The organism is Streptomyces sp. LARHCF249 (assembly GCF_052871255.1).
In genome coordinates, this window is record NZ_JBIXJQ010000005.1 from 386477 (window position 1) to 406593 (window position 20117).

The 20117-nt window shown below is 73.5% G+C and carries 17 protein-coding genes and 1 pseudogene; 10 read left to right on the top strand and 8 right to left on the bottom strand.

Annotated features, from left to right (window positions below):
• Positions 1-363 precede the first annotated feature (363 nt).
• Positions 364-1083 (bottom strand): annotated as a pseudogene (locus tag ACIPUC_RS16670) (IclR family transcriptional regulator domain-containing protein); the annotation flags it as partial.
• An 821-nt stretch (positions 1084-1904) separates the two neighbouring features.
• Positions 1905-2555: a sigma factor-like helix-turn-helix DNA-binding protein gene (locus ACIPUC_RS16675; protein WP_446590104.1), complete on the bottom strand. Its 651-nt coding sequence runs from the start codon at positions 2553-2555 to the stop codon at positions 1905-1907.
• A gap of 374 nt (positions 2556-2929) precedes the next feature.
• Here ACIPUC_RS16675 and metG point away from each other — a divergent pair, with 374 nt between their 5' ends.
• Complete coding sequence (gene metG / locus ACIPUC_RS16680; protein ID WP_446590105.1) at positions 2930-4645, top strand: methionine--tRNA ligase; 1716 nt, start codon at positions 2930-2932, stop codon at positions 4643-4645.
• Between the two features lie 161 nt (positions 4646-4806).
• The gene (locus ACIPUC_RS16685) at positions 4807-5574 is read left to right on the top strand and encodes an antibiotic biosynthesis monooxygenase (RefSeq protein WP_446590106.1); all 768 of its coding nucleotides are present in this window, start codon (positions 4807-4809) and stop codon (positions 5572-5574) included.
• Between the two features lie 55 nt (positions 5575-5629).
• On the opposite strand, the gene ACIPUC_RS16690 is transcribed toward ACIPUC_RS16685, so the two are convergent.
• A complete protein-coding gene (locus tag ACIPUC_RS16690; RefSeq protein WP_446590107.1) occupies positions 5630-6553 on the bottom strand; it encodes an alpha/beta hydrolase in 924 nt (307 codons plus the stop codon).
• Positions 6554-6818: 265 nt separating this feature from the next.
• Here ACIPUC_RS16690 and ACIPUC_RS16695 point away from each other — a divergent pair, with 265 nt between their 5' ends.
• Entirely contained in the window at positions 6819-7394 is a 576-nt protein-coding gene (locus tag ACIPUC_RS16695) for a hypothetical protein (protein WP_446590108.1), read from the top strand.
• A 71-nt stretch (positions 7395-7465) separates the two neighbouring features.
• Positions 7466-8242: a bestrophin-like domain gene (locus ACIPUC_RS16700; protein ID WP_446590110.1), complete on the top strand. Its 777-nt coding sequence runs from the start codon at positions 7466-7468 to the stop codon at positions 8240-8242.
• 24 nt (positions 8243-8266) lie between these two features.
• On the opposite strand, the gene ACIPUC_RS16705 is transcribed toward ACIPUC_RS16700, so the two are convergent.
• From ACIPUC_RS16705 to ACIPUC_RS16715, 3 genes are all read right to left on the bottom strand, one after another.
• Positions 8267-9454, bottom strand: coding sequence for an MAB_1171c family putative transporter (locus ACIPUC_RS16705; RefSeq protein WP_446590111.1), 1188 nt, complete (start codon positions 9452-9454; stop codon positions 8267-8269).
• Positions 9451-10008: a toxin-antitoxin system, toxin component gene (locus ACIPUC_RS16710; protein ID WP_361752715.1), complete on the bottom strand. Its 558-nt coding sequence runs from the start codon at positions 10006-10008 to the stop codon at positions 9451-9453. The genes ACIPUC_RS16705 and ACIPUC_RS16710 overlap by 4 nt, the downstream gene beginning before the upstream one ends.
• Before the next feature lie 65 nt (positions 10009-10073).
• Entirely contained in the window at positions 10074-10742 is a 669-nt protein-coding gene (locus ACIPUC_RS16715; protein WP_446590113.1) for a helix-turn-helix domain-containing protein, read from the bottom strand.
• Between the two features lie 218 nt (positions 10743-10960).
• Here ACIPUC_RS16715 and ACIPUC_RS16720 point away from each other — a divergent pair, with 218 nt between their 5' ends.
• From ACIPUC_RS16720 to ACIPUC_RS16735, 4 genes are all read left to right on the top strand, one after another.
• Positions 10961-11947, top strand: coding sequence for a helix-turn-helix domain-containing protein (locus ACIPUC_RS16720; protein ID WP_446590114.1), 987 nt, complete (start codon positions 10961-10963; stop codon positions 11945-11947).
• 102 nt (positions 11948-12049) lie between these two features.
• A complete protein-coding gene (locus ACIPUC_RS16725; protein ID WP_446590448.1) occupies positions 12050-13405 on the top strand; it encodes a 6-phospho-beta-glucosidase in 1356 nt (451 codons plus the stop codon).
• 83 nt (positions 13406-13488) lie between these two features.
• Positions 13489-15558, top strand: a complete 2070-nt coding sequence (locus tag ACIPUC_RS16730) for an MDR family MFS transporter (RefSeq protein ID WP_446590115.1) — start codon at positions 13489-13491, stop codon at positions 15556-15558.
• 86 nt (positions 15559-15644) lie between these two features.
• The gene (locus ACIPUC_RS16735) at positions 15645-16304 is read left to right on the top strand and encodes a GOLPH3/VPS74 family protein (RefSeq protein WP_446590117.1); all 660 of its coding nucleotides are present in this window, start codon (positions 15645-15647) and stop codon (positions 16302-16304) included.
• Between the two features lie 18 nt (positions 16305-16322).
• On the opposite strand, the gene ACIPUC_RS16740 is transcribed toward ACIPUC_RS16735, so the two are convergent.
• Positions 16323-16850 (bottom strand): nucleotide triphosphate diphosphatase NUDT15, encoded by a 528-nt coding sequence (locus ACIPUC_RS16740; RefSeq protein ID WP_446590118.1) that lies wholly within the window; start codon positions 16848-16850, stop codon positions 16323-16325.
• Positions 16847-17464, bottom strand: a complete 618-nt coding sequence (locus tag ACIPUC_RS16745; protein WP_446590120.1) for a helix-turn-helix domain-containing protein — start codon at positions 17462-17464, stop codon at positions 16847-16849. The genes ACIPUC_RS16740 and ACIPUC_RS16745 overlap by 4 nt, the downstream gene beginning before the upstream one ends.
• Before the next feature lie 66 nt (positions 17465-17530).
• On the opposite strand from ACIPUC_RS16745, the gene ACIPUC_RS16750 reads away from it, so the two are divergent.
• Complete coding sequence (locus ACIPUC_RS16750) at positions 17531-18547, top strand: NAD(P)/FAD-dependent oxidoreductase (protein WP_446590449.1); 1017 nt, start codon at positions 17531-17533, stop codon at positions 18545-18547.
• 124 nt (positions 18548-18671) lie between these two features.
• Positions 18672-20078 carry an NAD(P)/FAD-dependent oxidoreductase gene (locus tag ACIPUC_RS16755; RefSeq protein ID WP_446590121.1) on the top strand — a complete coding sequence of 469 codons (1407 nt, stop codon included), beginning with the start codon at positions 18672-18674 and terminating at the stop codon, positions 20076-20078.
• Positions 20079-20117: the final 39 nt, after the last annotated feature.

Sequence of the window (20117 nt, forward strand, 5' to 3'; positions counted from 1 at the left end):
ACCCGTCGGGGTGGCCAGGGTGCCCGGGGCGACCTGGGTGAAGGTGTGCGGCAGGGACAGGCACGGCTGGCCGGTGTCCGGGAGGGCGTCGAAGAGGTACGCCGCCGCGGAGCCGGTGTCGCTGACCAGGTGGGGGCCCGCGGGGGAGCCGGTCGACCCGGTGAGCGGGGTGCGGAAGAGCCGCCGGAGGTGGCGCAGGGTCTCCGGAGTCAGCGGCGCCCGCCTGGGCTCGGGCCGGGCCGGTGCGGCCGGGGGCTCCGCGCCCGGAGCGGCCGAGGCGCCCGAGGCATCCGCAGCGCCCTGGGCCGCCTGGGCCTCCGCGGCGGAGGGAGCCGCCGGGGCGTCCGGAGGGATCGCGCCCGACAGAAGCAGTGCCAGCAGCACCGGGACGGCCTTGCGGCGCAGGGCCTCGGTGGCGGAGGCCAGCCGGTGCGCATGGGCCGCGGGCAGCGAGAGCGCGAGGCTCCCGGCGGCGTCGCCGATGGCGATCGGGACCGCCGCGCAGACCACGCCGGGGGAGTATTCGAGCAGGTCGAAGACGGGCGCACCCGGTGCCACCGCGTCCAGGGCGGTGAACAGGGCCCGGCTGTCGGTGATCGTCCGCGGGGTGAGCCGGGCCGGGCGGTGCCGGGCCACGTGGTCGGCGCGGAGGTCGTGGTCGAGCTGGGTCAGCAGGCACTTGCCCACGGCGCTGGCGTGGGCGGCGGCCCGGAAGTCCACCCACTCCCGCACCGGCGGGGCGCCCGGCCCGTCCGCCATCTGCGTGATCCGCACCTCGCCGTCCGCGTACCGGCTCAGGTAGACGGCGGCGCCGGCGCTGTCCCGGGCCAGGGCCAGGGTGCGCTGGAGCTGGCCCGCGAGACCGTGGCCGCCCGGCGCCGCGAGCCGGTCCAGGGCGGGCCCGCGCGCGTACACCCCGGCGGCCGGGCGGTACGCGTACTCCTCCTCGCACAGCATCGACAGCAGCGGGCCGAGCTCCTCCTCGGTGAGGCCCGACGTCCGCGCGAGCTGGGCGGCCCGCACGCCCAGGGGGTGCTGCTCCAGGACCCGTACGACGGCCAGCGCCCGCCGGGCCTCCGCCAGGGCCTCGCCGGTCCCGGCCTGGACGACGGTCCCGCGCGCCGCCGCCGTCAGCGCCGGGTGGCGCAGCGGGCCGGCCGCGAGCGGCGGTGCGGGCACGGCCGCCGGGGCGGCGGCCGGGGCAGGGGTGGCCCATGCCGCCGGCGGCCGGAACGCGGCCAACACCCCGGGCAGCCCGGGCCGGGGCAGCGGCACCGGGCCCAGGTCGGGATCCTCCAGCTGGTCGACGTACCGCAGGACCGCGGCCTGCGCGCACAGCCGTACCTCGCGCAGATCCCGGCGGCCGCCCGGCCGGAAGCCGCGACGGCCCAGCTCGCGCGCCCACAGCCGGGCGTCGTGGTGCTCACCGCGCCGGGAGTGGTCGAGGAAGAGGCAGTACGCGGCGTGGGCGGTCCGCGCGCTGCCCGATCCGGCGGCGAACTGCCACCAGAACCGGGCGCCTTCGCGCAGCCCGGCCAGGTGCAGCAGACAGCCGAAGACGACCGCGCCGGCCAGGTCGGTGTGCCCGCCGGAGAGGAAGGAGCCGAGCTGTGCCTCGGCCTTGGGCGCGCACACGGAGGCCAGGCAGGCGGCCTTGAGGTCGCGCCGGGCCCGTTCCGAGTCGAGCGGGCAGTCCCGCGCCGGGTCGCTCCAGCCGAACACCGACCGGCGGCGGGCGCGGTGGCCGGGGGCGGGCGCGTGCGGGGTCGCGCGCAGCAGCCGGGCCTCGGCCGCGCCCAGGTCGTAGTGCGGATAGCGGTCGCGGACGCTCGCCCGGGCGAGGAACTCGGCCAGGGAGCGGGGGGTCGGTTCGCCGTTCTGCGATGGCCGGCGTTCGGTGGGCTTCATGATTCGGCTGATTCGGCTGATTCGGCTGGGTCGGCGGCGTCGGAGGCCTCCACGGACGTGTCGAGCAGCCGGGCCAGGCGCCGGTGGGCCTGGCCGAGGTACGAGCGGACCGTGGCCTCGTCGACGCCCATCACGGCCGCGGCCTCACCGGGGGAGCACTGGAGCCCGTACCGCAGGAGTACGGCGTCGCGCTGCCGCTCGGCGAGCCGGGAGACGGCGGAGTAGAAGCGGATGGTGTCGGTCAGCACCTCGTACTGGTCGGCGTGGGCCTCCTTGAGGGCCGCCTCGAAGGCGCTGATGTCCATCGGCTCGGGCCGGTGCGGCTGCCAGGGGTGGCGCCGGTGCTGGCGCTCGACCAGGCACTGCTTCAGCACGGTCCACGCGTAGGCGTCGAGCCGGTCCATGTGGAGCATGCGCAGCCACTCGCCCATGATCGAGTCGAAGGCGGCGTCCACCGCTTCCTCGGCCGCCTCGTCGGAGCCCAGCTGCAGATACGCGAAGCGCATGTACGCGGGCCGCCGATTGGCGTGGAAGGCCCAGTACGACAGGCGCGCCGTCGGATCCCACTGGCTCATGGGCGTCGGCCGACGGCGTCGGCTCGGCAGTCCCACGGCCCCACCGGACTCCTCCGGTCCGCCATCGCTCACCGTTCCACCTCATCCCCTGTGCCGCGGAACAGGAAATCAGCGCGGGCGCACTCGGAGGGCGCAGAGGAGAATCCTGGAAATATTACGTTCGGTGATGACCGACTCGTGATCGATGGCGATCGGGCAGGCGTGCAACCAGCGCGTATGCATATGCCGGTCGCAGATGGCAATGCACGGCGCGTGACGATCTCGGGGCCTGTAGCATGGGCGCCATCGCGAGGGCCGTGACGAAGAGGTCACCACCCTCGCTTTTGCGTTACGTCCACCCCGAAACAAATGCGGCGCGGGGCCTTTCGGCGGTTCGATACGATGAACCGCACTCACGATCCGTCACGTCACGTGGTACCGCACATTACGAAATGGAGCATCCGAGGATGGCTCGACACCTGATCACCAGCGCGCTTCCCTACATCAACGGGATCAAGCACCTGGGCAACATGGTCGGGTCGATGCTTCCGGCGGATGTGTACTCCCGGTACCTCCGCCAGCGCGGCCACGACGTCCTCTACATCTGCGCCACCGACGAGCACGGCACCCCCGCCGAGCTCGCCGCCAAGGAGGCCGGTCTGTCGGTCGCCGAGTTCTGCGCGCAGGCCCACGACGCCCAGAAGGCGGTCTACGACGGCTTCGAGCTGTCCTTCGACTACTTCGGCCGCAGCTCCTCGGAGCAGAACCGCGAGATCACCCAGCACTTCGCGCGCCGGCTCCAGGAGAACGGCTTCATCGAGGAGCGCGCGATCCGGCAGGTCTACTCGCCGGTCGACGGCCGCTTCCTGCCGGACCGCTACGTCGAGGGCACCTGTCCGCACTGCGGCTACGACAAGGCCCGCGGCGACCAGTGCGAGAACTGCACCCGCGTCCTGGACCCCACGGACCTGATCGAGCCCCGTTCGGCGATCTCCGGCTCCACCGAGCTGGAGGTCCGCGAGACCAAGCACCTCTTCCTCCTGCAGTCCAAGCTCCAGCACGAGGTCGAGGCCTGGGTCTCCGAGCACGAGGCCGAGTGGCCGCAGCTGGCCTCCTCCATCGCCCGCAAGTGGCTGACCGAGGGCCTGCACGACCGTGCCATCACCCGTGACCTCGACTGGGGCGTCCCGGTCCCGGCCGACACCTGGCCCGAGCTGGCGGCCGAGGGCAAGGTCTTCTACGTCTGGTTCGACGCCCCGATCGAGTACATCGGCGCGACGAAGGAGTGGGCGGACCTCGACGCCTCCCGCGGCGACTACAAGTCGTGGTGGTACGAGGCGGAGGACGTCCGCTACACGCAGTTCATGGCCAAGGACAACGTCCCGTTCCACACGGTGATGTTCCCCGCCACCGAGCTGGGCACGCGCGAGCCGTGGAAGAAGGTCGACTACGTCAAGGCCTTCAACTGGCTGACGTACTACGGCGGCAAGTTCTCCACCTCGCAGAAGCGCGGCGTCTTCACCGACCAGGCGCTGGAGATCCTCCCGGCCGACTTCTGGCGCTACTTCCTCATCGCCAACGCCCCCGAGTCCGACGACTCGTCCTTCACGTGGGAGCACTTCACCGCCACGGTCAACAAGGACCTCGGCGGCACCCTCGGCAACTTCGTCAACCGCGTCCTGACCTTCTCCCGCAAGAAGTTCGGCGACGAGGTCCCCGCCGGCAGCCCCGCCGGCGAGGCCGAGGCCAAGCTGGGCGAGCAGATCGCCGAGCTGCTCGCCGAGTACGAGGGCCACATGGAGGCGCTCCAGTACCGCAAGGCCGCGGCCGCGCTGCGCGCCCTGTGGTCGGCCGGAAACGCGTACCTCGACGAGAAGGCGCCCTGGCTGGAGGTCAAGACCGACCTGGAGGGCGCGGCGCTCACCCTGCGCACCGCGATGAACCTCATCCACCTCTACTCGGTGGTCTCCGAGCCGTTCATCCCGGCCTCGGCGCGCACCATGCGCTCCGCGTTCTCCCTCGCCGACGACACGGCGGCGTGGATCACGCCGGAGCAGGCGAAGTCGCTGGACGCGGTCCCGGCCGGTACGCCGTTCACCGTGCCGCCGGTGCTCTTCGCCAGGATCACCGAGGAGGACCTGGAGTCCTACCGCGAGCGGTTCGGCGGTTCCCCGGAGGCCTGAGCGCCGTAGCGCGAACGTCGTGAGGGGCGCGGCCTTTTGGTCGCGCCCCTCACGCGTTCCCGGTCCGGCCTTGACCTCAAGTGCGGTTGAGGCCGGAGGATTCCGTCACGGGCAGGACCACTGGCACCGAAGCCGGAGCCCGCAGCGGAGGGACGTACGCCATGAACACCGACTCCAGCACCGGCACCGACTTCGACAGCGTCTCGGGGGCCAAGGCCGAGGCCCGGCGCGGCATCGAGGCCCGGCCCCGCCTCGACCGGCCCGGAGTGGGCACGGTGATGGCCAGTACCTGGAGCGTCGGCACCCCCGAACGCCAGCGGGCCGCCGTCGACGCCATCGCCCGGGCCTGGACGAGCCGCCCCTGGCCGGCGGCCGGGCTGCTGTCGTACACGGTGCACATCGGTACGGACGGCGACACCTTGTTCCACTACTCGCAGTGGACGGACCGGGCCGCCTACGACGAGTTCTTCCGCAGCTCCCGGGACGACCGCAACGCGGAGATCGACGCGGCCGTGCCCGGCATCGAGCGGATCGCCCTCCACGAGTACACGCCGTACCGGTCCTTCCGGCCGGGCGCCGGCGCTGCCGTACCCGGGGCGGTGGTCGTCGTGGGCGCCGAGTTCGACGGCAGCGACCCCGACGCGCCGCGCGCCTGGGTCGACCTGGTGCTCGATGCCGTGGCGAGCGACCCGGCCCCGGCACCCGGCGGCATCTCCGCCGCCTTCCACCTGGGCACGGACGGCAGGCGGATGCTCAACTACGCGGAGTGGGAGAGCGTGCAGGCCCATGTGGAGGCGCTGGCCGCTCCGGGCACCGGCATCGGCTCCCAGACCCCCGAGTGGCGCAAGGTCCTGGCCTTCCCGGGCGTGACGGCCAACCCGTTCCACCGCTACCTGCCGGCCCTGACCCTGGCGCCCGGCGCCGAGTGACCCCCTGCCGGCTCGCCGCTTCCGCGAGCGGGCAGGGAACGCCGGCCGAACCGCGTCAGGCGGGGACGGTCTTCAGCTCCTGGTCCCCGTCCGAATCGAACGGCGGGTGGGTGACGGTTCCCCGCACCAGGCAGTCCTCGAAGAAGCCGAGGCAGCGCAGGTGGTAGGCGCGGGCCGCGTAGCCCAGGCTGATGTTGTGGCCGGCCTCCGGCTGCCGGTCGATGTGCACCCGGGGGGCGGCCTTGAGCCGCGATCGCAGCTCGGCCAGCGCGTCCCGGTCGTACCGCCACCACGGCTCGTGCTCGGCGAACGTGAACCGTACGGGCACGCGGACGCGGCCCGCGGCACTGCGGAAGACCTCGGGCCAGCGGGCGATGTCCGCCTGCTCCCGGGGCGGGACGGGGGCGACGATCGAGCCGCAGGTGGAGAAGGTGCTCGGCGGGTAGAGGCGCAGCGGCCCCCAGCTGCGCCGGCCTCCTCGGGACGCGCCCGTTCCCGTGAAGGCGTCCGGTGCGTAGCGGTGGCCGCAGCCGGAGACCTCCATGCCGAGCAGGTCGGGCGGGGCGTGGTCGGCGGCGGTGAGCAGGGCGACCTTGCCGCCGAACGAGTGGGCCAGGAGGAACGTGCCGGCCCCCGTCGGATACCGGGCGCCGAAGTCCCGTATGGCGGCGGCGAGGGCGGCCGCCTGCTCGGCGACCGGCTGTCCCTCGGGGAGCGCGTCCGCGGACCGGCCGTAGCCCGGCCGGTCGACGGCCACGACCGTGTACCCGAGCCGGGCTCCCAGGGTGAGCAGGGAGAAGTCGGGCAGGGCCTGGCTGTCGAAGTACCCGGCGCTCATGCCCGCGCCGTGGACGGCGACCACCGTCGCCCGCGGCGGGCCCCCGGAGGGTTCGCTGAGCAGGGCGGACAGGGCGGTGCCGCCGGCGTCCAGGTCGATCCGGCGCACCCCCGGAGACAGGCCGGCCGGTGCGGCGCTCATGCCGGCACCGCCCCGGGGCCCGTCTTCCGGATCGGGCCCGCGGTCGGCTCGGCGCCGACGATGATGACGTCCGTGTCCACGGGAGCATCCTGCGCTCGGATTGTCGTATTCATGACGTGACGCGCCGAACCCGATCCGATCTGCTCGGTCAATGATCTTGTCCGGTCTGCCGCGTGTCGAAGCGGGGCCGTGATCGTTTCTTCAGCCGTAACCCTCATGAACCTCATGGACCTCATGTGCGCTGCGGAGATCGGGAGGACACGCGGTGACCGCTTGGCAGTACCTCGCCGGGGCGGGCCTGGTGGCCGCCCTCTGCCCGTTGCACGGGCACGTGGCGGTCGCGGGCGACGGGCACGGCCGCGGCGCCCGGGTCGACGTGTGCGTGCCGGGCGGGGAACCGGGGCGGCCCGTGTTCCGGCCGCCCTCGGTACGGACGGGCGCGCCCGGAGCCGAGCGGCCCACCGTGCACCACCCGGGGCGGTCCCCGGAGCCGCCCGCCGCCGCGGACCGGCCCGAGCCGGCGCGGCCGCCCGCCGCGCCGGAGCCGCCGAGTCCGGCGGGGCCCGCCGCGGAGGCCCGGGCCGGGGGGACGCAGCCGCCGGCGCCCGCGCCCGATCCCGGGTCCGCTCCCGGACCGGACCGGGCGGACGCACCCGCCCCGCCCCGGCCCAGGGCCGCGGCCGCGCCCGTGAGCGCCTTCCACGTGCGTCCGTACCGCTCTGTCGCCCTGGACCGGCGCGGCCCCGGCGGGATGTCCACCGTGATGCTCATGGTCGTCGTCACGACCCCGGCCGTACTGGCGGCCGCCGCCCTGCGCCCCCGCTCCAGGAGCCGCGGCTGACCGACGCCGCACCTCCACGTACCGAACCACCCCACCGAGCCACCCCACCGAACCATCACGGGAGAACCCACGTGTCCGAATGGCTGGTCCTGGCCATCGCCATGGCGCTCGTCTGCGCCCTCGTCCTCGCCATCACCCTGATCCGGCACCGCCGGGTCGCGGACGACGAGGACACCAGCGAAACCCCCGATGTCATCGAGTACATGACCATGATGGTGGGCGTGGTCTACGCGATCGTGCTGGGTCTGGCCATCGCGGGCGTCTGGGAGGCGCGCGGAGCCGCCGAGGACAGCGTCCGCCGCGAGGCCCAGGCGCTGTACGAGGTCACCCAGCGCGCCGACGTCTACCCGGCCGCCGTCCGCGACCGGATCCGCGGCGAGGTGGACGCGTACGTCGCCCACACGGTCGCCGTGGACTGGCCGCTGCTGACCTCCGGGGAGGGCGCCTCGGCCGAGGGGGCGCAACTCCTCGGCAAGCTGCGCAGCGACGTCACCCACCAGAGCCCGGCCACCGAGCTCCAGGCGCAGGCCTACCAGCCGCTGCTGGACCACATCGCCGCGGCCGACGACGCCCGCCACTCGCGCACGCAGAGCTCGGATTCCACGCTGCCGAGCGTGGTGTGGTTCGGGCTCCTCGTCGGCGGGGTGGTCACGGTCGGGCTGATCTTCACCCTGCAGATCAGCCGCTCGGGGCGGGAGCTGCTGCTGGCGGGGCTGTTCAGCGCGCTGATCGTGTTCCTGCTGTTCATGGTGTGGAGCTTCGACGCGCCCTACGGCCGGGAAGGGAACGACTCCGCCGGCCCCTTCCAGGAGCTGTTCCCGGCGACGGCGGTGGCCGCCGCGCGCTGAGCGCACGGCCGTTGGGTCCGCCGCTCAGGCGTGGCCGCTCCCGGACAGCGCGGCCTGCTGCCGGACCGCCTGCACCACCGGCGAATGCCGCAGGGCGTGGGAGATCCGCAGCAGGTCGCGCGGCCCGTCCGCGGTGTCGAGCACGGTCTCCTCGCCGGCCCCGATGACCTTGCCCTCGGGGTCCGCCGAGCGGGCCTGTACGGCGGCCGCGACCATGGCGGCGTCGGCGACCGCACGGGCGGTCGCCTCGTCGGCCCCCTCCGCGAGGGCGCGCTCATGGGCCTCGTCGCGCAGCCGCCGGTCGAAGTACGGGCCGAGGTGCAGGAATCCGTCATGGATGTCCGACTCGCGCTGGATCACGCGCAGCTCGGCGGCGGACCACCAGGCCATCCGCACGGACGGGGTGCCGCCGGGCGCGGAGATCTGCACCTCCTGCCACAGCGAACCGAGCCTGCGGTACGTCGTCCAGGTCTCCCAGTTGTCCGACAGCCGCTGGCACACGAGCGGGAGCACGAAGCCGATCGCGCTGATCAGCGCTCCGACGGAGGCCAGCGGCGGGGCGACGAGCGTGCTGAGGAAGTCGAGGTCGTGGCCGGCCCAGCGGGCGATGACCGCGGACATCTTGGTGGCGTCGTAGCTGAGGTTGAACATGTAGCCCGCGACGATGATCATCAGGCCGACCCGCAGCCAGCCCCGCACCTGGAGGGACCAGCGCCAGCACATGGCCACCATCACCACCGCGGCCACGTTGTGCGCCGCCAGGTAGAGGGCGATCATCTCGCGGATGTACGGGGTGTTCGCGTAGTGGGTGTCGAGGTCGCGGAGCCGCTCCTCCGGAGCGTCGCCCAGGGCGAACAGCACGACCAGGGCCACGATCACGACGCTGTAGCCGAGGATCCAGCGCCGCGAGGTGCGGCGGGTCTCCTCGGGCGGTCCGCCCCGCCAGTTGACGACCAGCACCAGGCAGGACGCGCTGAACGCGGTGATCAGGCAGTACACCAGCGGGGCGGAGATGTTCGGCACCCCGGTCCAGCGGTTGACCGCCGCGATGGTGGGCGGGGCGGCGAAGGCGAACACGGCTCCGGCCAGCGTCAGCAGTGCGCAGACCGAGCGGAGCAGCGGATCACGCCAGTTGTGGCGCAGGGCCGGCAGCTTGAAGGCGAGCGAGACCGCCATCGCGGCTGCCGGTATGTAGTAGTCCTGGCCGTTCAACGATCGTTCCTGTGCCCCCGATAGCCCAGCGCTGCCTCGATCCGGCCCGCCAAATGGTCCCGCTGTGCCGGCGCCCGGTGGCTCGCCGACCCGGCGAGCCAGGTACGGCACCGGCTGCCCAGCAGTAAGCCGAAGGTCTCGGCCTCGCTCTCCTCCCGTACGTCGGCACGCGTGCGCGCGGCGACGCGGCGGACGGTCTCGCCGATGTCGGCCTCGTCGGACAGCAGCCTGGCGGCGACGGCGGCGCCGTCGACGTGGTGGCTGCAGTGGCCGGCCTTCATGTGCCACAACTCGTGGCCCAGGATCACCAACTGGTGGTCGGGTGCCGTGCGCTCCTCGATGACCACGAGATCGCGGTCCGCCATGTCGAGCCACAGGCCGCTGGCCGTCCCCGGCGGGAACGAGGCCATCCGGAAGTCCACCCGGCGGCCGCGGTGTCTGCTCATGCCCTCGCAGAGGGCGGCGTAGAGGTCCACGGGTTCCACGGGGGCGGTCAGCCGGATCCCGGCCACCAACTCCCCGCACAACCGCCGCTGCTCTCTGCCTATGCTCACCGTTCTCCCCGTCGGCGCGGATCCGGATCAGGACTCAAGGATCAGACCCAGATGTTTCGACTGGGTCAGGATTCGTTCGGTTTGACGCTTTCGAGGAGCATGTCCAGCCATTCGGTCACCTTGTCCCGGTGCTTGTCGCTGGGCAGTTGAGCGGCTCTCCAGGCGATGCCCCGCACACCGTGGTTCTGGAGGAGTCTTGCCAGCGGATCGCCCGCCGAAGCGGCTGCGGCCGGTACGTTTTCCCGCGCGCGGCCCGCGAAGTCCTGGAGCAGCTGCTGCTCGGTGCGCTGGAGCGCGTCGGTGAGGGCGTCCGCGTCGTGGGCGGTGAGGAATCCGGCGTGCACCCCGAAGAAGCGCTGGATCGCGTCGCAATGCTCCATGGTGGGGCGGCGGTCGCCGTTGATCAGGGCGCCTGCCTGCTGCCGGGACATCCCGGCGCCGTCCGCGATCTCCTGCTGCGTGTAGCGGCGGCCGTTGGGTTTGACCCGGGTGCGCCGCAGCAGGTCGAGGCGCTGGAGGAACCGGGTCTGGAGATCGGGTTCGCCGGCCGGCCTGCCGTCGAGCAGGATCCTGACCACGTCCGTGGGCACGCCGGACGCCTCCGAGAGACGCCGCAGGTCGAAGACCTGGTTCAGGTCGCGGCCCAGCTTGCCCGCGAGGTCGGCGACGCGCGTGACGGTGGCTGCCAGGGGTGCGTGGGCCACCGCGACGGGAGCCGGGAAGCCGTCTGTCACCAGGGGTTCTCCTAGTTCGCACGAAGTCGGTACGGGCACATGGTCGGCTTCTGGAATCTAGCCGTTATCGCCCCGAAGGGCTAGAACGTGCCACAGCTGTGGCGGGAATGAGCTGTCAAGAGGCTGGAATTGCCACAATAGTTGACACTCGAATGAAGTCGGTAGCAGGATCGCCACACGGAAATGAAGATCCAGACCGTGAGGAGGGGGAGCTCTCGGTGCCACATCTCGCAGCGGTGGGCCCGGCCGACGGCCTCGCCCGAGCCGGTGAGGAGCGCCTGGCGGGCGAGGAGTCCGCACGCGGCGCCGTGCGGTCGGAGCGACGCAAGGAGATTTTGCGCCAGCGCCGCGAGGAGCTGGGGCTGAGCCAGGAGGACCTCGCCGCTCGGCTGCGCATCAGCGTGCGCGCGTACGGCAATTGGGAACGCGGCCTGGTCAAGGAGTGGACGGACCGCAAACTGCTGGCCCTGGCAGAGGCGTTGGAGATGAGCGAGCGGCAGTGCTTCTGGCTCTTCCGCGTCATGGTCGACCGCGACCCCCCGCCCACCTGGCGGGCGGCCGAGGAGAACCGGCTGCCCGAGGACCCCGCGCAGCGCGACTACCTGTGCGACTACGCGGCCCTCATGGAAGCCGTTCCCTACCCGAGCTTCCTGGTGGACCACCGCTGGGACGTCGCGCTCACCAACTCCGCCTTCGACCAGCTCTTCCAGTCGGTCCGGCCGCATCCGACGGCCCTGCCCGACGACAACTTCCTGCGCTTCGTGCTGTTCCACCCGGACGCCGCGGCCGTGCTGGAGGACCACGAACCGGGCTGGTGCGTACCGCTGCTGGCCCAGTTCGCCACCGCGCTCGCCGCGGCCCCGGAGGACGAGGGGCTGCGCAGCATCCGCCAGGAGGTGGCCCGCGATCCGTTCATGGAGGCGGCCTACCGCTACGGGGTGCCGCACTGGCTGAGCATGCGCGGAGCCGCGGCGGCCGAACAGGACGGGGCGGTGCGGACCGTGCGCCACCCCGACCCGCGGCGGGGGCTGGTGCGCTGCCGGATGGTGGCCGAGACCAGTCGGATGCTGGACGGGATGGGGCTGACCCGGATCACCCTGATCCTCTCGGCGCCGCAGGGCGCGCCGCTGGGTCCGGTCCGGGGCGGCGGGACCGCCCAGCAGCAGGGCGCCAGACTGCGCGCCGTGCCGTCGCTGGGGGAGTGAGCGGCCGGGGGAGACTGGTCCCCGTAGGTCGCGCGCCGCGGACGCCGTGCCGGTCCCGTGTCGCCGATCGTGGCACTGGTGTCGGTGAAGGGCGGTAAGGGCGTGCGGCTGACGATCCTCGGCGGGGGCGGTTTCCGGGTACCCCTCGTCTACGGAGCGCTCCTCGGCGACCGCGCCGAGGGCCGGGTGACCGAGGTGACCCTGTACGACGCGGATCCGGCGCGGCTCGGCGCCATGGCCCGGGTGCTCGCGGACCAGGCGGCCGCCGCCGGGGTGCCCGACGCCCCGGCCGTCACGGCCACCGGCGACCTCGACGGGGCCCTGCGCGGGGCCGACTTCGTGTTCTCGGCCATCCGGGTCGGCGGTCTCGAGGGGCGGGCCGGCGACGAGCGGATCGCGCTGGCCGAGGGGGTGCTGGGCCAGGAGACGGTGGGCGCGGGCGGGATCGCGTACGGCCTGCGGACCGTGCCGGTGGCCCGGGAACTCGCGCGCAGGATCGCCCGTGGCGCTCCCGACGCCTGGGTCATCAACTTCACCAACCCGGCCGGCCTGGTGACCGAGGCGATGGCCGAGGAGCTCGGCGAGCGCGTGATCGGCATCTGCGACTCGCCCGTGGGGCTCGGCCGGCGCATCGCCCGGCTGCTGGGCGCCAGGCCGCAGGAGGCCTGGATCGACTACGTCGGCCTGAACCACCTGGGCTGGGTGCGCGGGCTGCACGTCGGCGGCCGCGACGAACTGCCCCGGCTGCTGGCCGACACCGAGGCGCTGGAGTCCTTCGAGGAGGGCCGGCTCTTCGGCGCCGAGTGGCTGCGCTCCCTCGGCGCGATCCCCAACGAGTACCTGCACTACTACTACTTCAACCGTGACACCGTACGGGCGTACCAGGAGGCCGAGCAGACGCGCGGGGCCTTCCTGCGCGACCAGCAGCGCGGGTTCTACGCCGAGGCGGGCCGGGCCGGGCTGCCGGCCGGGGCGGCGCTGGCCGCCTGGGACCGGACCCGGGCCGAGCGCGAGGCCACGTACATGGCCGAGAACCGCGAGGCGGCGGGTGTCGGCGAGCGCGACGAGAGCGACCTGGAGTCCGGCGGCTACGAGAAGGTGGCGCTCGCGCTGATGCGGGCCATCGCCCGGGACGAGCGGGCCACGCTGATCCTCAACGTCCGCAACGGTTCGACCCTGTCGGTCCTCGACGCGGAAGCCGTGATCGAGGTGCCCTGCCTGGTCGACGCCAACGGCGCCCACCCGGTGGGGGTCGCCCCGCTGCCGCTGCACGCGGTCGGCTTGGTGACGGCCGTCAAGGCGGTCGAGCGCGAGGTCCTGGCGGCCGCGGCCAGCGGCTCCCGGGCGGCCGCGGTGAAGGCCTTCGCACTGCACCCGCTGGTGGACTCGGTGGGGGTGGCCCGGCGGCTGCTGGAGGGGTACGCGTCCGAGCATCCGGGCCTGGCCTACCTGCGCTGACGCCCGCGCGGGGCGCTTCCTGCGGTCGGCCGTACGGCCCAGTGCCGCATGCGGCCGGGCGGGGAGGCTGTGAGAGTGCGAGGGTGACCACTGCCCCCGCCGAAACCCCTGCCGCACCGCAGGCCGCGCCCCCCGTGCTCGACCGGCGGCGGCGCAACGTCATCTTCGGCACGATCATGCTCGGCGTACTGCTGGCCGCCCTCGACCAGACGATCGTGGGCACCGCCCTGCCCACGATCGTGGCGGATCTCGGCGGCGGGGACCACATGTCGTGGGTGGTGACCTCCTACCTGCTCGCGGAGACCGTCGCGACGGTGCTGGTGGGCAAGTTCGGCGATCTGTTCGGCCGGAAGCTGATCTTCCAGGTGTCGGCCGTCATCTTCATCAGCGGCTCCTTCCTGTGCGGCCTGGCCGGCAACATGACGCTCCTGATCCTGTGGCGCGGAGTCCAGGGCATCGGGGCCGGCGGCCTGATGGTCACCGCGATGGCCCTGATCGCCGATGTGGTGCCGCTGCGGGAACGAGGCAAGTACCAGGGCATGATCGGCGCCGTCTTCGGCGTCGCCACCGTCATCGGGCCGCTCCTCGGCGGGCTGTTCACCGACCAGCTGAGCTGGCGGTGGTGCTTCTACGTCAACGTGCCGATCGCGATCCTCGTCGTCATCGCGGCCGCCCGGACGATCCCGTCGGTACGGGCCGCGGGCAAGCCGGTCATCGACTACCTGGGCATCGCCCTGGTGGCGGTCGGTTCGAGCGCCCTGATCCTGGCCACCAGCTGGGGCGGGAACGAGTACGCCTGGAGCTCGGCGCCGATCATCGGCCTGTTCGCGGGCGGCGCCGTCGCGCTGGCCCTGTTCTGCCTGGCCGAGACGCGGGCCGCGCAGCCGATGCTCCCCATGCGGCTCTTCCGCAACCCGGTCTTCTCCGTCTGCTCCGTCCTCAGCTTCGTCGTCGGGTTCGCGATGCTCGGCGCGATGACCTTCCTGCCGACCTACCTCCAGTACGTCGACGGGGACTCGGCCACGATCTCGGGCGTCCGGACCCTGCCCATGGTCTTCGGGCTGCTGCTCGCCTCGATCTTCAGCGGCAACGTCGTCAGCAAGACCGGCCGGTACCGGATCTTCCCGATCGCGGGCTGCGCCGTCATGGGCGTCGGCCTGTACCTGCTCTCGCGGATGGGGCCCGGGACGAGCACGCTGCTGGAGTCGCTGTACATGTTCGTGCTCGGTACGGGCATCGGCCTGTCCATGCAGGTGCTGACGATCGCCGTGCAGAACACCGTGGATTACGCCGACCTCGGCACGGCCACCTCAGGGGTCACGTTCTTCCGCACGCTCGGCAGCTCCTTCGGGACGGCGGTGTTCGGAACGATCTACGCGAACAGCCTGGGGCCCGAGCTGAAGGCGGGGGTCGCGGAGGCGGCGCGGCTCACCGGGGAGGACCCGGCGCAGCTGGCCGAGGCCGCGTCGAGCCCGCAAGGGGTGCACGGCCTCGATCCGGTGGCCGCGGGACCGGTGATCGACGCCTACGCGCAGGCCCTGCACACGGTGTTCCTCTGGACCGTGCCGGTGGCGGTGTTCGGGCTGGTCGTCGGGCTCTTCCTCAAGCAGGTCAAGCTGCGCGACAGCGCCCGCGCCGGGTCGACGGACATGGGGGACGGCTTCGCCTCGCCGACCACGGCCAGCGGGGATTCGGCCAAGCTGCTGGAGCTGGCGGTCGGCAAACTCGTACGGAGCATGGGGGCGGAGACGGCGCGCTCGATCGTCCACGCCTCCGACACCCGGCTGGACATGGCGGGCGCGTGGGCGGTGATGCAGGTGGAACTGATGACCCGGACGGTGGGCTACGCCAGCCTCGGCCTGATCGCCGGCCGCCGTTCCGTGCCGTCGGAGGTACTGCTCCCGGTCTTCGACCGGATGGTGGAGGAGGGCTACCTCACCCGCGAGGGCACCTTCTTCGCCCTCACGCCGGCCGGGCAACGGGAGGCCGGCGTCATCTCGGCGGCGTGGGCCGACTGGCTCGGCGACCAGTTGGAGAAGGACCGCGGCCGGCCGCGGAGCGCGGAGCTGCGGGTGGCGGCGGACGCGATCGCGAAACGACTGCTGGCGGAGGACCTGGGCGAGGGCAACTTCGCGCCGCGGGCGGTGGCGTAGCGGACGGAGGGGGGCGGGGACGGGAACCTGCGGTGGCCGTCGGGCGTCCTTCTTTGCGGGGAACGCGAGGAACGGGGGTATCGCTCATGGCCGTCACGCTGGCGGAGGAGATCATGCTGCTCTCCCTGGACGACGAGTCCGGGGCGGCGCGGCAGCGGCAGGCGGTGGGCTGGGCCGTGGCGGGCGGGCTCCTGCTCGAACTCGTCCTGGCGGGCCGGGTATCGGTGAAGGGCGCGTATCTGGAGCTGGCGGACGAGACGCCCACCGGAGAGGAACTGCTCGACGGCCGGCTCCGGTTGATCGGGACCTGGCTGCGCGGACGCAGCAAGCGCCGGGTGGCGGACTGGCTGACGAAGGACCAGGCCAAGGCGGTCGGCGCCGCCGTGGAACGGCTGCGGGCGCGCGGCGTGGTCGCGGTGGAGGAGAGCAAGGTGCTCGGGGTGTTCCCGCGGCGCCGCTACCCCGAGGCCGACGGCGCGGTCGAGCGGGCGCTGCGGGAGCGGCTCGCCGCCGTCGTGCTCGAGGGCGGCGAAGCGGACGAGCGCACGGCCGGTCTCGTCGCGCTGCTCCACGCGGCCAAGCTGCACGGGCTCGCCTTCCCTGACGTTCCGCGCAAGCAGGTCGCGTCGCGGATGGCGGAGATAGCCGCCGGCCAGTGGGCGGCCGAGAGCGTGCGCGCCGCCATCCGCGACATGCAGGCGGCGATGGCGGCGGTCACGGTGGTGACGGTCATCGCGGTGAGCTGAGGCGGTCGTCGTCCGGGCCTACGGCGTGGTGGTGGGCGGAGCCGGGGGCGTCGTCCCGGTCGCGGTCGCGGTCGGGTAGTCGTACGAGGGCTCCTGCGGCAGCGTCGTGAGGTCCGGGCGCCAGGTGTGCAGCACCCCCGCGGACGGCGCGTAGAGGGCCGCGGGGATGTCGGCCGGGGCGAACCACTGCCAGCGGGCGATCTTGTGCGGCTCGGTGACGGCGGGGACGCCGCGGGCCGTCGTGGTCACGGCGGCCGCCGTCAGGCGGGTCGGGCCCGACGTCGAGTCGATCCGCACGGAGAGGATCCGGATCCCCTCGGGGTCCGCCTGCAGAGCCGTTTCCTCGGCCAGTTCCCTGGCGGCGGCCTGCTCGAAGCCCTCCCCGGGGTCGACCTTGCCACCGGGCAGCTCCCAGCGGCCGTCGTGCGCCTGGCCGAGCAGGATCCGGCCGTCCGGGCCGACCACGACCAGGCCGACTCCGACGACGGCGTTGGGCTGCGGGGCGGCCCGCTCGGGGCGTTCGGGGCGCTCGTCGGTGGTGCTCATCTACGTCCTTCCGGTGAGGTGGTGGGCCTTGCGCGGACGTGGATCCGCTCGCCCTGAGGCCCGAAGAGGCTCAGGCACTCCGCCCCGTGCGGGCCCGCGTTGAAGAAGGCGTGCGGGGTGCGCGTGTCGAACTCGGCGACCTCCCCGGGGCCGAGGACGAGGTCGTGCTCGCCCAGCAGCAGCCGGATGCGCCCGGAGAGCACGTACAGCCACTCGTAGCCCTCGTGGACGCGCAGTTCCGGCACGGGGGGAGTGCCTTCGACGGCCGGGTAGACCTGTTTGAAGGCGTGCACCCCGCCGAAGTGGCGGGTCAGCGGCACGATGGTGGTGCCGTGGCGGACGAGGGGGCGCGGGCGGATCCGCGGATCCCCCGTCTCGGGCGCGCCGACCAGCTCGTCGAGCGCCACCCGGTGCGCCTTGGCCAGCGGGAGCAGCAGCTCCAGCGTCGGCCTGCGCTGTCCGGATTCGAGCCGGGACAGGGTGGAGAGGGAGATTCCGGTGGCCTCGCTGAGCTGGGCCAGGGTGGTGCCGCGCTCCTGTCGCAGGGCGCGCAGCCGGGGGCCCACGGCGGTCAGCACGCCGGCGAGTTCCTCGTCCTGCTTCTCGGTGGCCATGCTCCCATTTGCCGCTCCGGCAACAACATTTGTCAAGTGCGGTTCGCCGGGAAGATCCTCACCGGTATGGACGTGGACAGCGAGAAGGATGAAGACGCGATGACGGAACGGTTCGACGTGGTGGTCGTCGGCGGCGGAGCCGCCGGGCTCGCCGGGGCGCTGACCCTGGTCCGCGCCCGCCGCTCGGTGCTGGTGGTCGACTCGGGCAGCCCGCGCAACGCACCCGCCGCGCACCTGCACGCGTACCTCGGCCACGACGGGCAGAGCCCGGCCGACCTGCTGGCCCGGGGACGGGCGGAGGTCACCGGCTACGGCGGGCGGATCCGGCCGGGCACGGTCGTCGCCGCGGACCGGCTGCCCGACGGGGGCTTCCTGGTCCGCTGCGGGGACGGCTCGACCGTCCGGGCGGGGCGGCTGCTGGTCGCCACCGGCCTGGTGGACGAGCTGCCCGCCGTGCCCGGACTGCGGGCGCGCTGGGGCCGGGACGTGCTGCACTGCCCGTACTGCCACGGCTGGGAGGTGCGGGACGAGCCGGTCGCGGTACTGGCCGACGGCCCCCTCGCCGTGTTCCAGGCCGGCATGTGGCGGCAGTGGAGCGCGCGGACGACCCTGCTCTCGCACACCTGGCGCCTCACCGGCGGGGACCGGGAGCTGCTGGCCGCCCGGGGTGTCGAGGTCGTCGAGGGCGAGGTGACCGGGCTCCTCGTCGAGGACGACCGGCTGACCGGGGTGACCCTGGCCGGCGGGGGAGCGGCCCGGTGCGGGGCGCTCGTGGTGGCGCCCCGGTTCACCGCCCGTTCCGGAGTCCTGAGCGGTCTGGGCCTGCCGACGGCCGCTCTGGAGCGGGACGGCCACGTCATCGGGACCTGCGTCGAGTCCGACCCGGCGACCGGGGCCACCGCGCACCCGGGTGTCTGGGCGGCGGGCAATGTGACCTCCCCGATGGAGCAGGTCGCCGGCGCGGCCGCCCAGGGGGTGCGGGCGGCCGTCGCGATCAACACGGACCTGATCGAGGAGGAGACCCGGCGCGCGGTGGAGGCGTACCGCGCGGCGGGCGGGGATACGTCGGCCCCCCAGGTCTGAGCAGGCCCTGCGGGGCCTGCCCATGCCCGCCCCTCGGACAATTGTGCGGGTTTCGGACGGCCTTCGATCGTGCAGGCTCTGGGCGATGTGATCGTCGTACGGTTCATCGGCTCAGGGGGGCCCAATGGCACATGTACTGGTCATCGGCGGAGGTGTCGGAGGGCTGGCCACCGCCCTGCTCGCGGCACGGCAGGGTCACACGGCGGAACTGTTCGAGCGCGACACGCGCGCCCCGGGGACGGCGCTCGACCGCGACTTCTTCGGCTGGCGGCGCCCGACCGTGCCGCAGGCGAGCCAGCCGCACGCGCTGCTGGGGGCCGCGCGCACCGTCCTGCGCGAGGAACTGCCCGATGTCCACGCGGAGATGCTGAGGCTGGGGGCGCGCGAGCGGCACGAGCTGGACTGGTTCGACGAACGGCCGCCCGCGCGCTCCGGCGACGAGGACCTCGTCATGCTCCAGGCGCGGCGGATCCTCCTGGAGAGCGCGCTGGCCACCGCCCTGCGCGGCGAACAGGGGGTCGTCTCGCGGTACGGGGAACCGGTCACCGGGCTGCTCACGGCGGATGGCGCCGGGGCCGGGGCCGGGGCCGGGGTCCGGGTGACAGGAGTGACCACGGATGCCGGGCGCTACGAGGGGGACCTCGTGGTGGACGCGGGCGGGCGCCGCGGCGGGGTCGAGCGCTGGCTCACCGCGGCGGGCTGCCGCCCGCCGGTCGTGGAACGGCACCGCACGGGGCTCGCGTACTTCTGCCGCTGGTACCGGCTGCCCGACGGCATGGACGAGGGTCCGCGCCGCCCCTGGGCGGTGACGGGCGGCGCCTTCGCCGGGTGCGCGGTCTTCCCCGCCGACAACCGGGTCTTCGCCGTGACGCTGTTCGTGCACACCACGGACACCACGCGCTCGGCGCTGCGCGACCCCGCCGTGTTCGAGGCCGCGGCCCGTTCCTTCCCGCCCGGCGCGGCCTGGCTCGCACTCGGCGGCGCACCGCTGTCGGAGGTGCTGGCCACGGCGAGCCTCGACAACCGGTGGAGCGCGCTGGTCGACGAGCGGGGGCCGGTGGCGACCGGGCTGGTCCCGGTCGGGGACGCGATCACGCACACCAACCCGACCCTCGGGCAGGGCACCTCGCTCGCCCTGTGGGCTGCCCGCAGGGTGGCCCGTACGGCGCACCGGGACCCGGGATCGGAGGGGTTCGCCGCCGACCACCACGCCTGGGCGGTGCGCACCCTGAAGCCGTGGTTCGACTTCCAGGCCGTCGCCGACGCGGCCATCGGGGAGCGGTTCGCGACCCGGGTCGGGCGTACGGGGACGGCGCGCGAGGTGGCGGCGCTGTTCGACTGCGCGCTGGAGGATCCGGAGGTGATGCGGGCCCGGGCCAGGGTCCGGCACCTGGCCGACATGCCGGAGCGGGCGTACGCGGATCCGGAGATCCGCGCCAGGGTGGCGCGCTGGCTGGCCGCGCGGCCGGACTACGAGCCGAACGCGGCGGGACCGGACCGCGCGGAGTGGGAGAAGCTCACGGCGGGATGACTTCGCCGGTCGCCGGTCGCCGGTTGCCGTCCTCTGGGC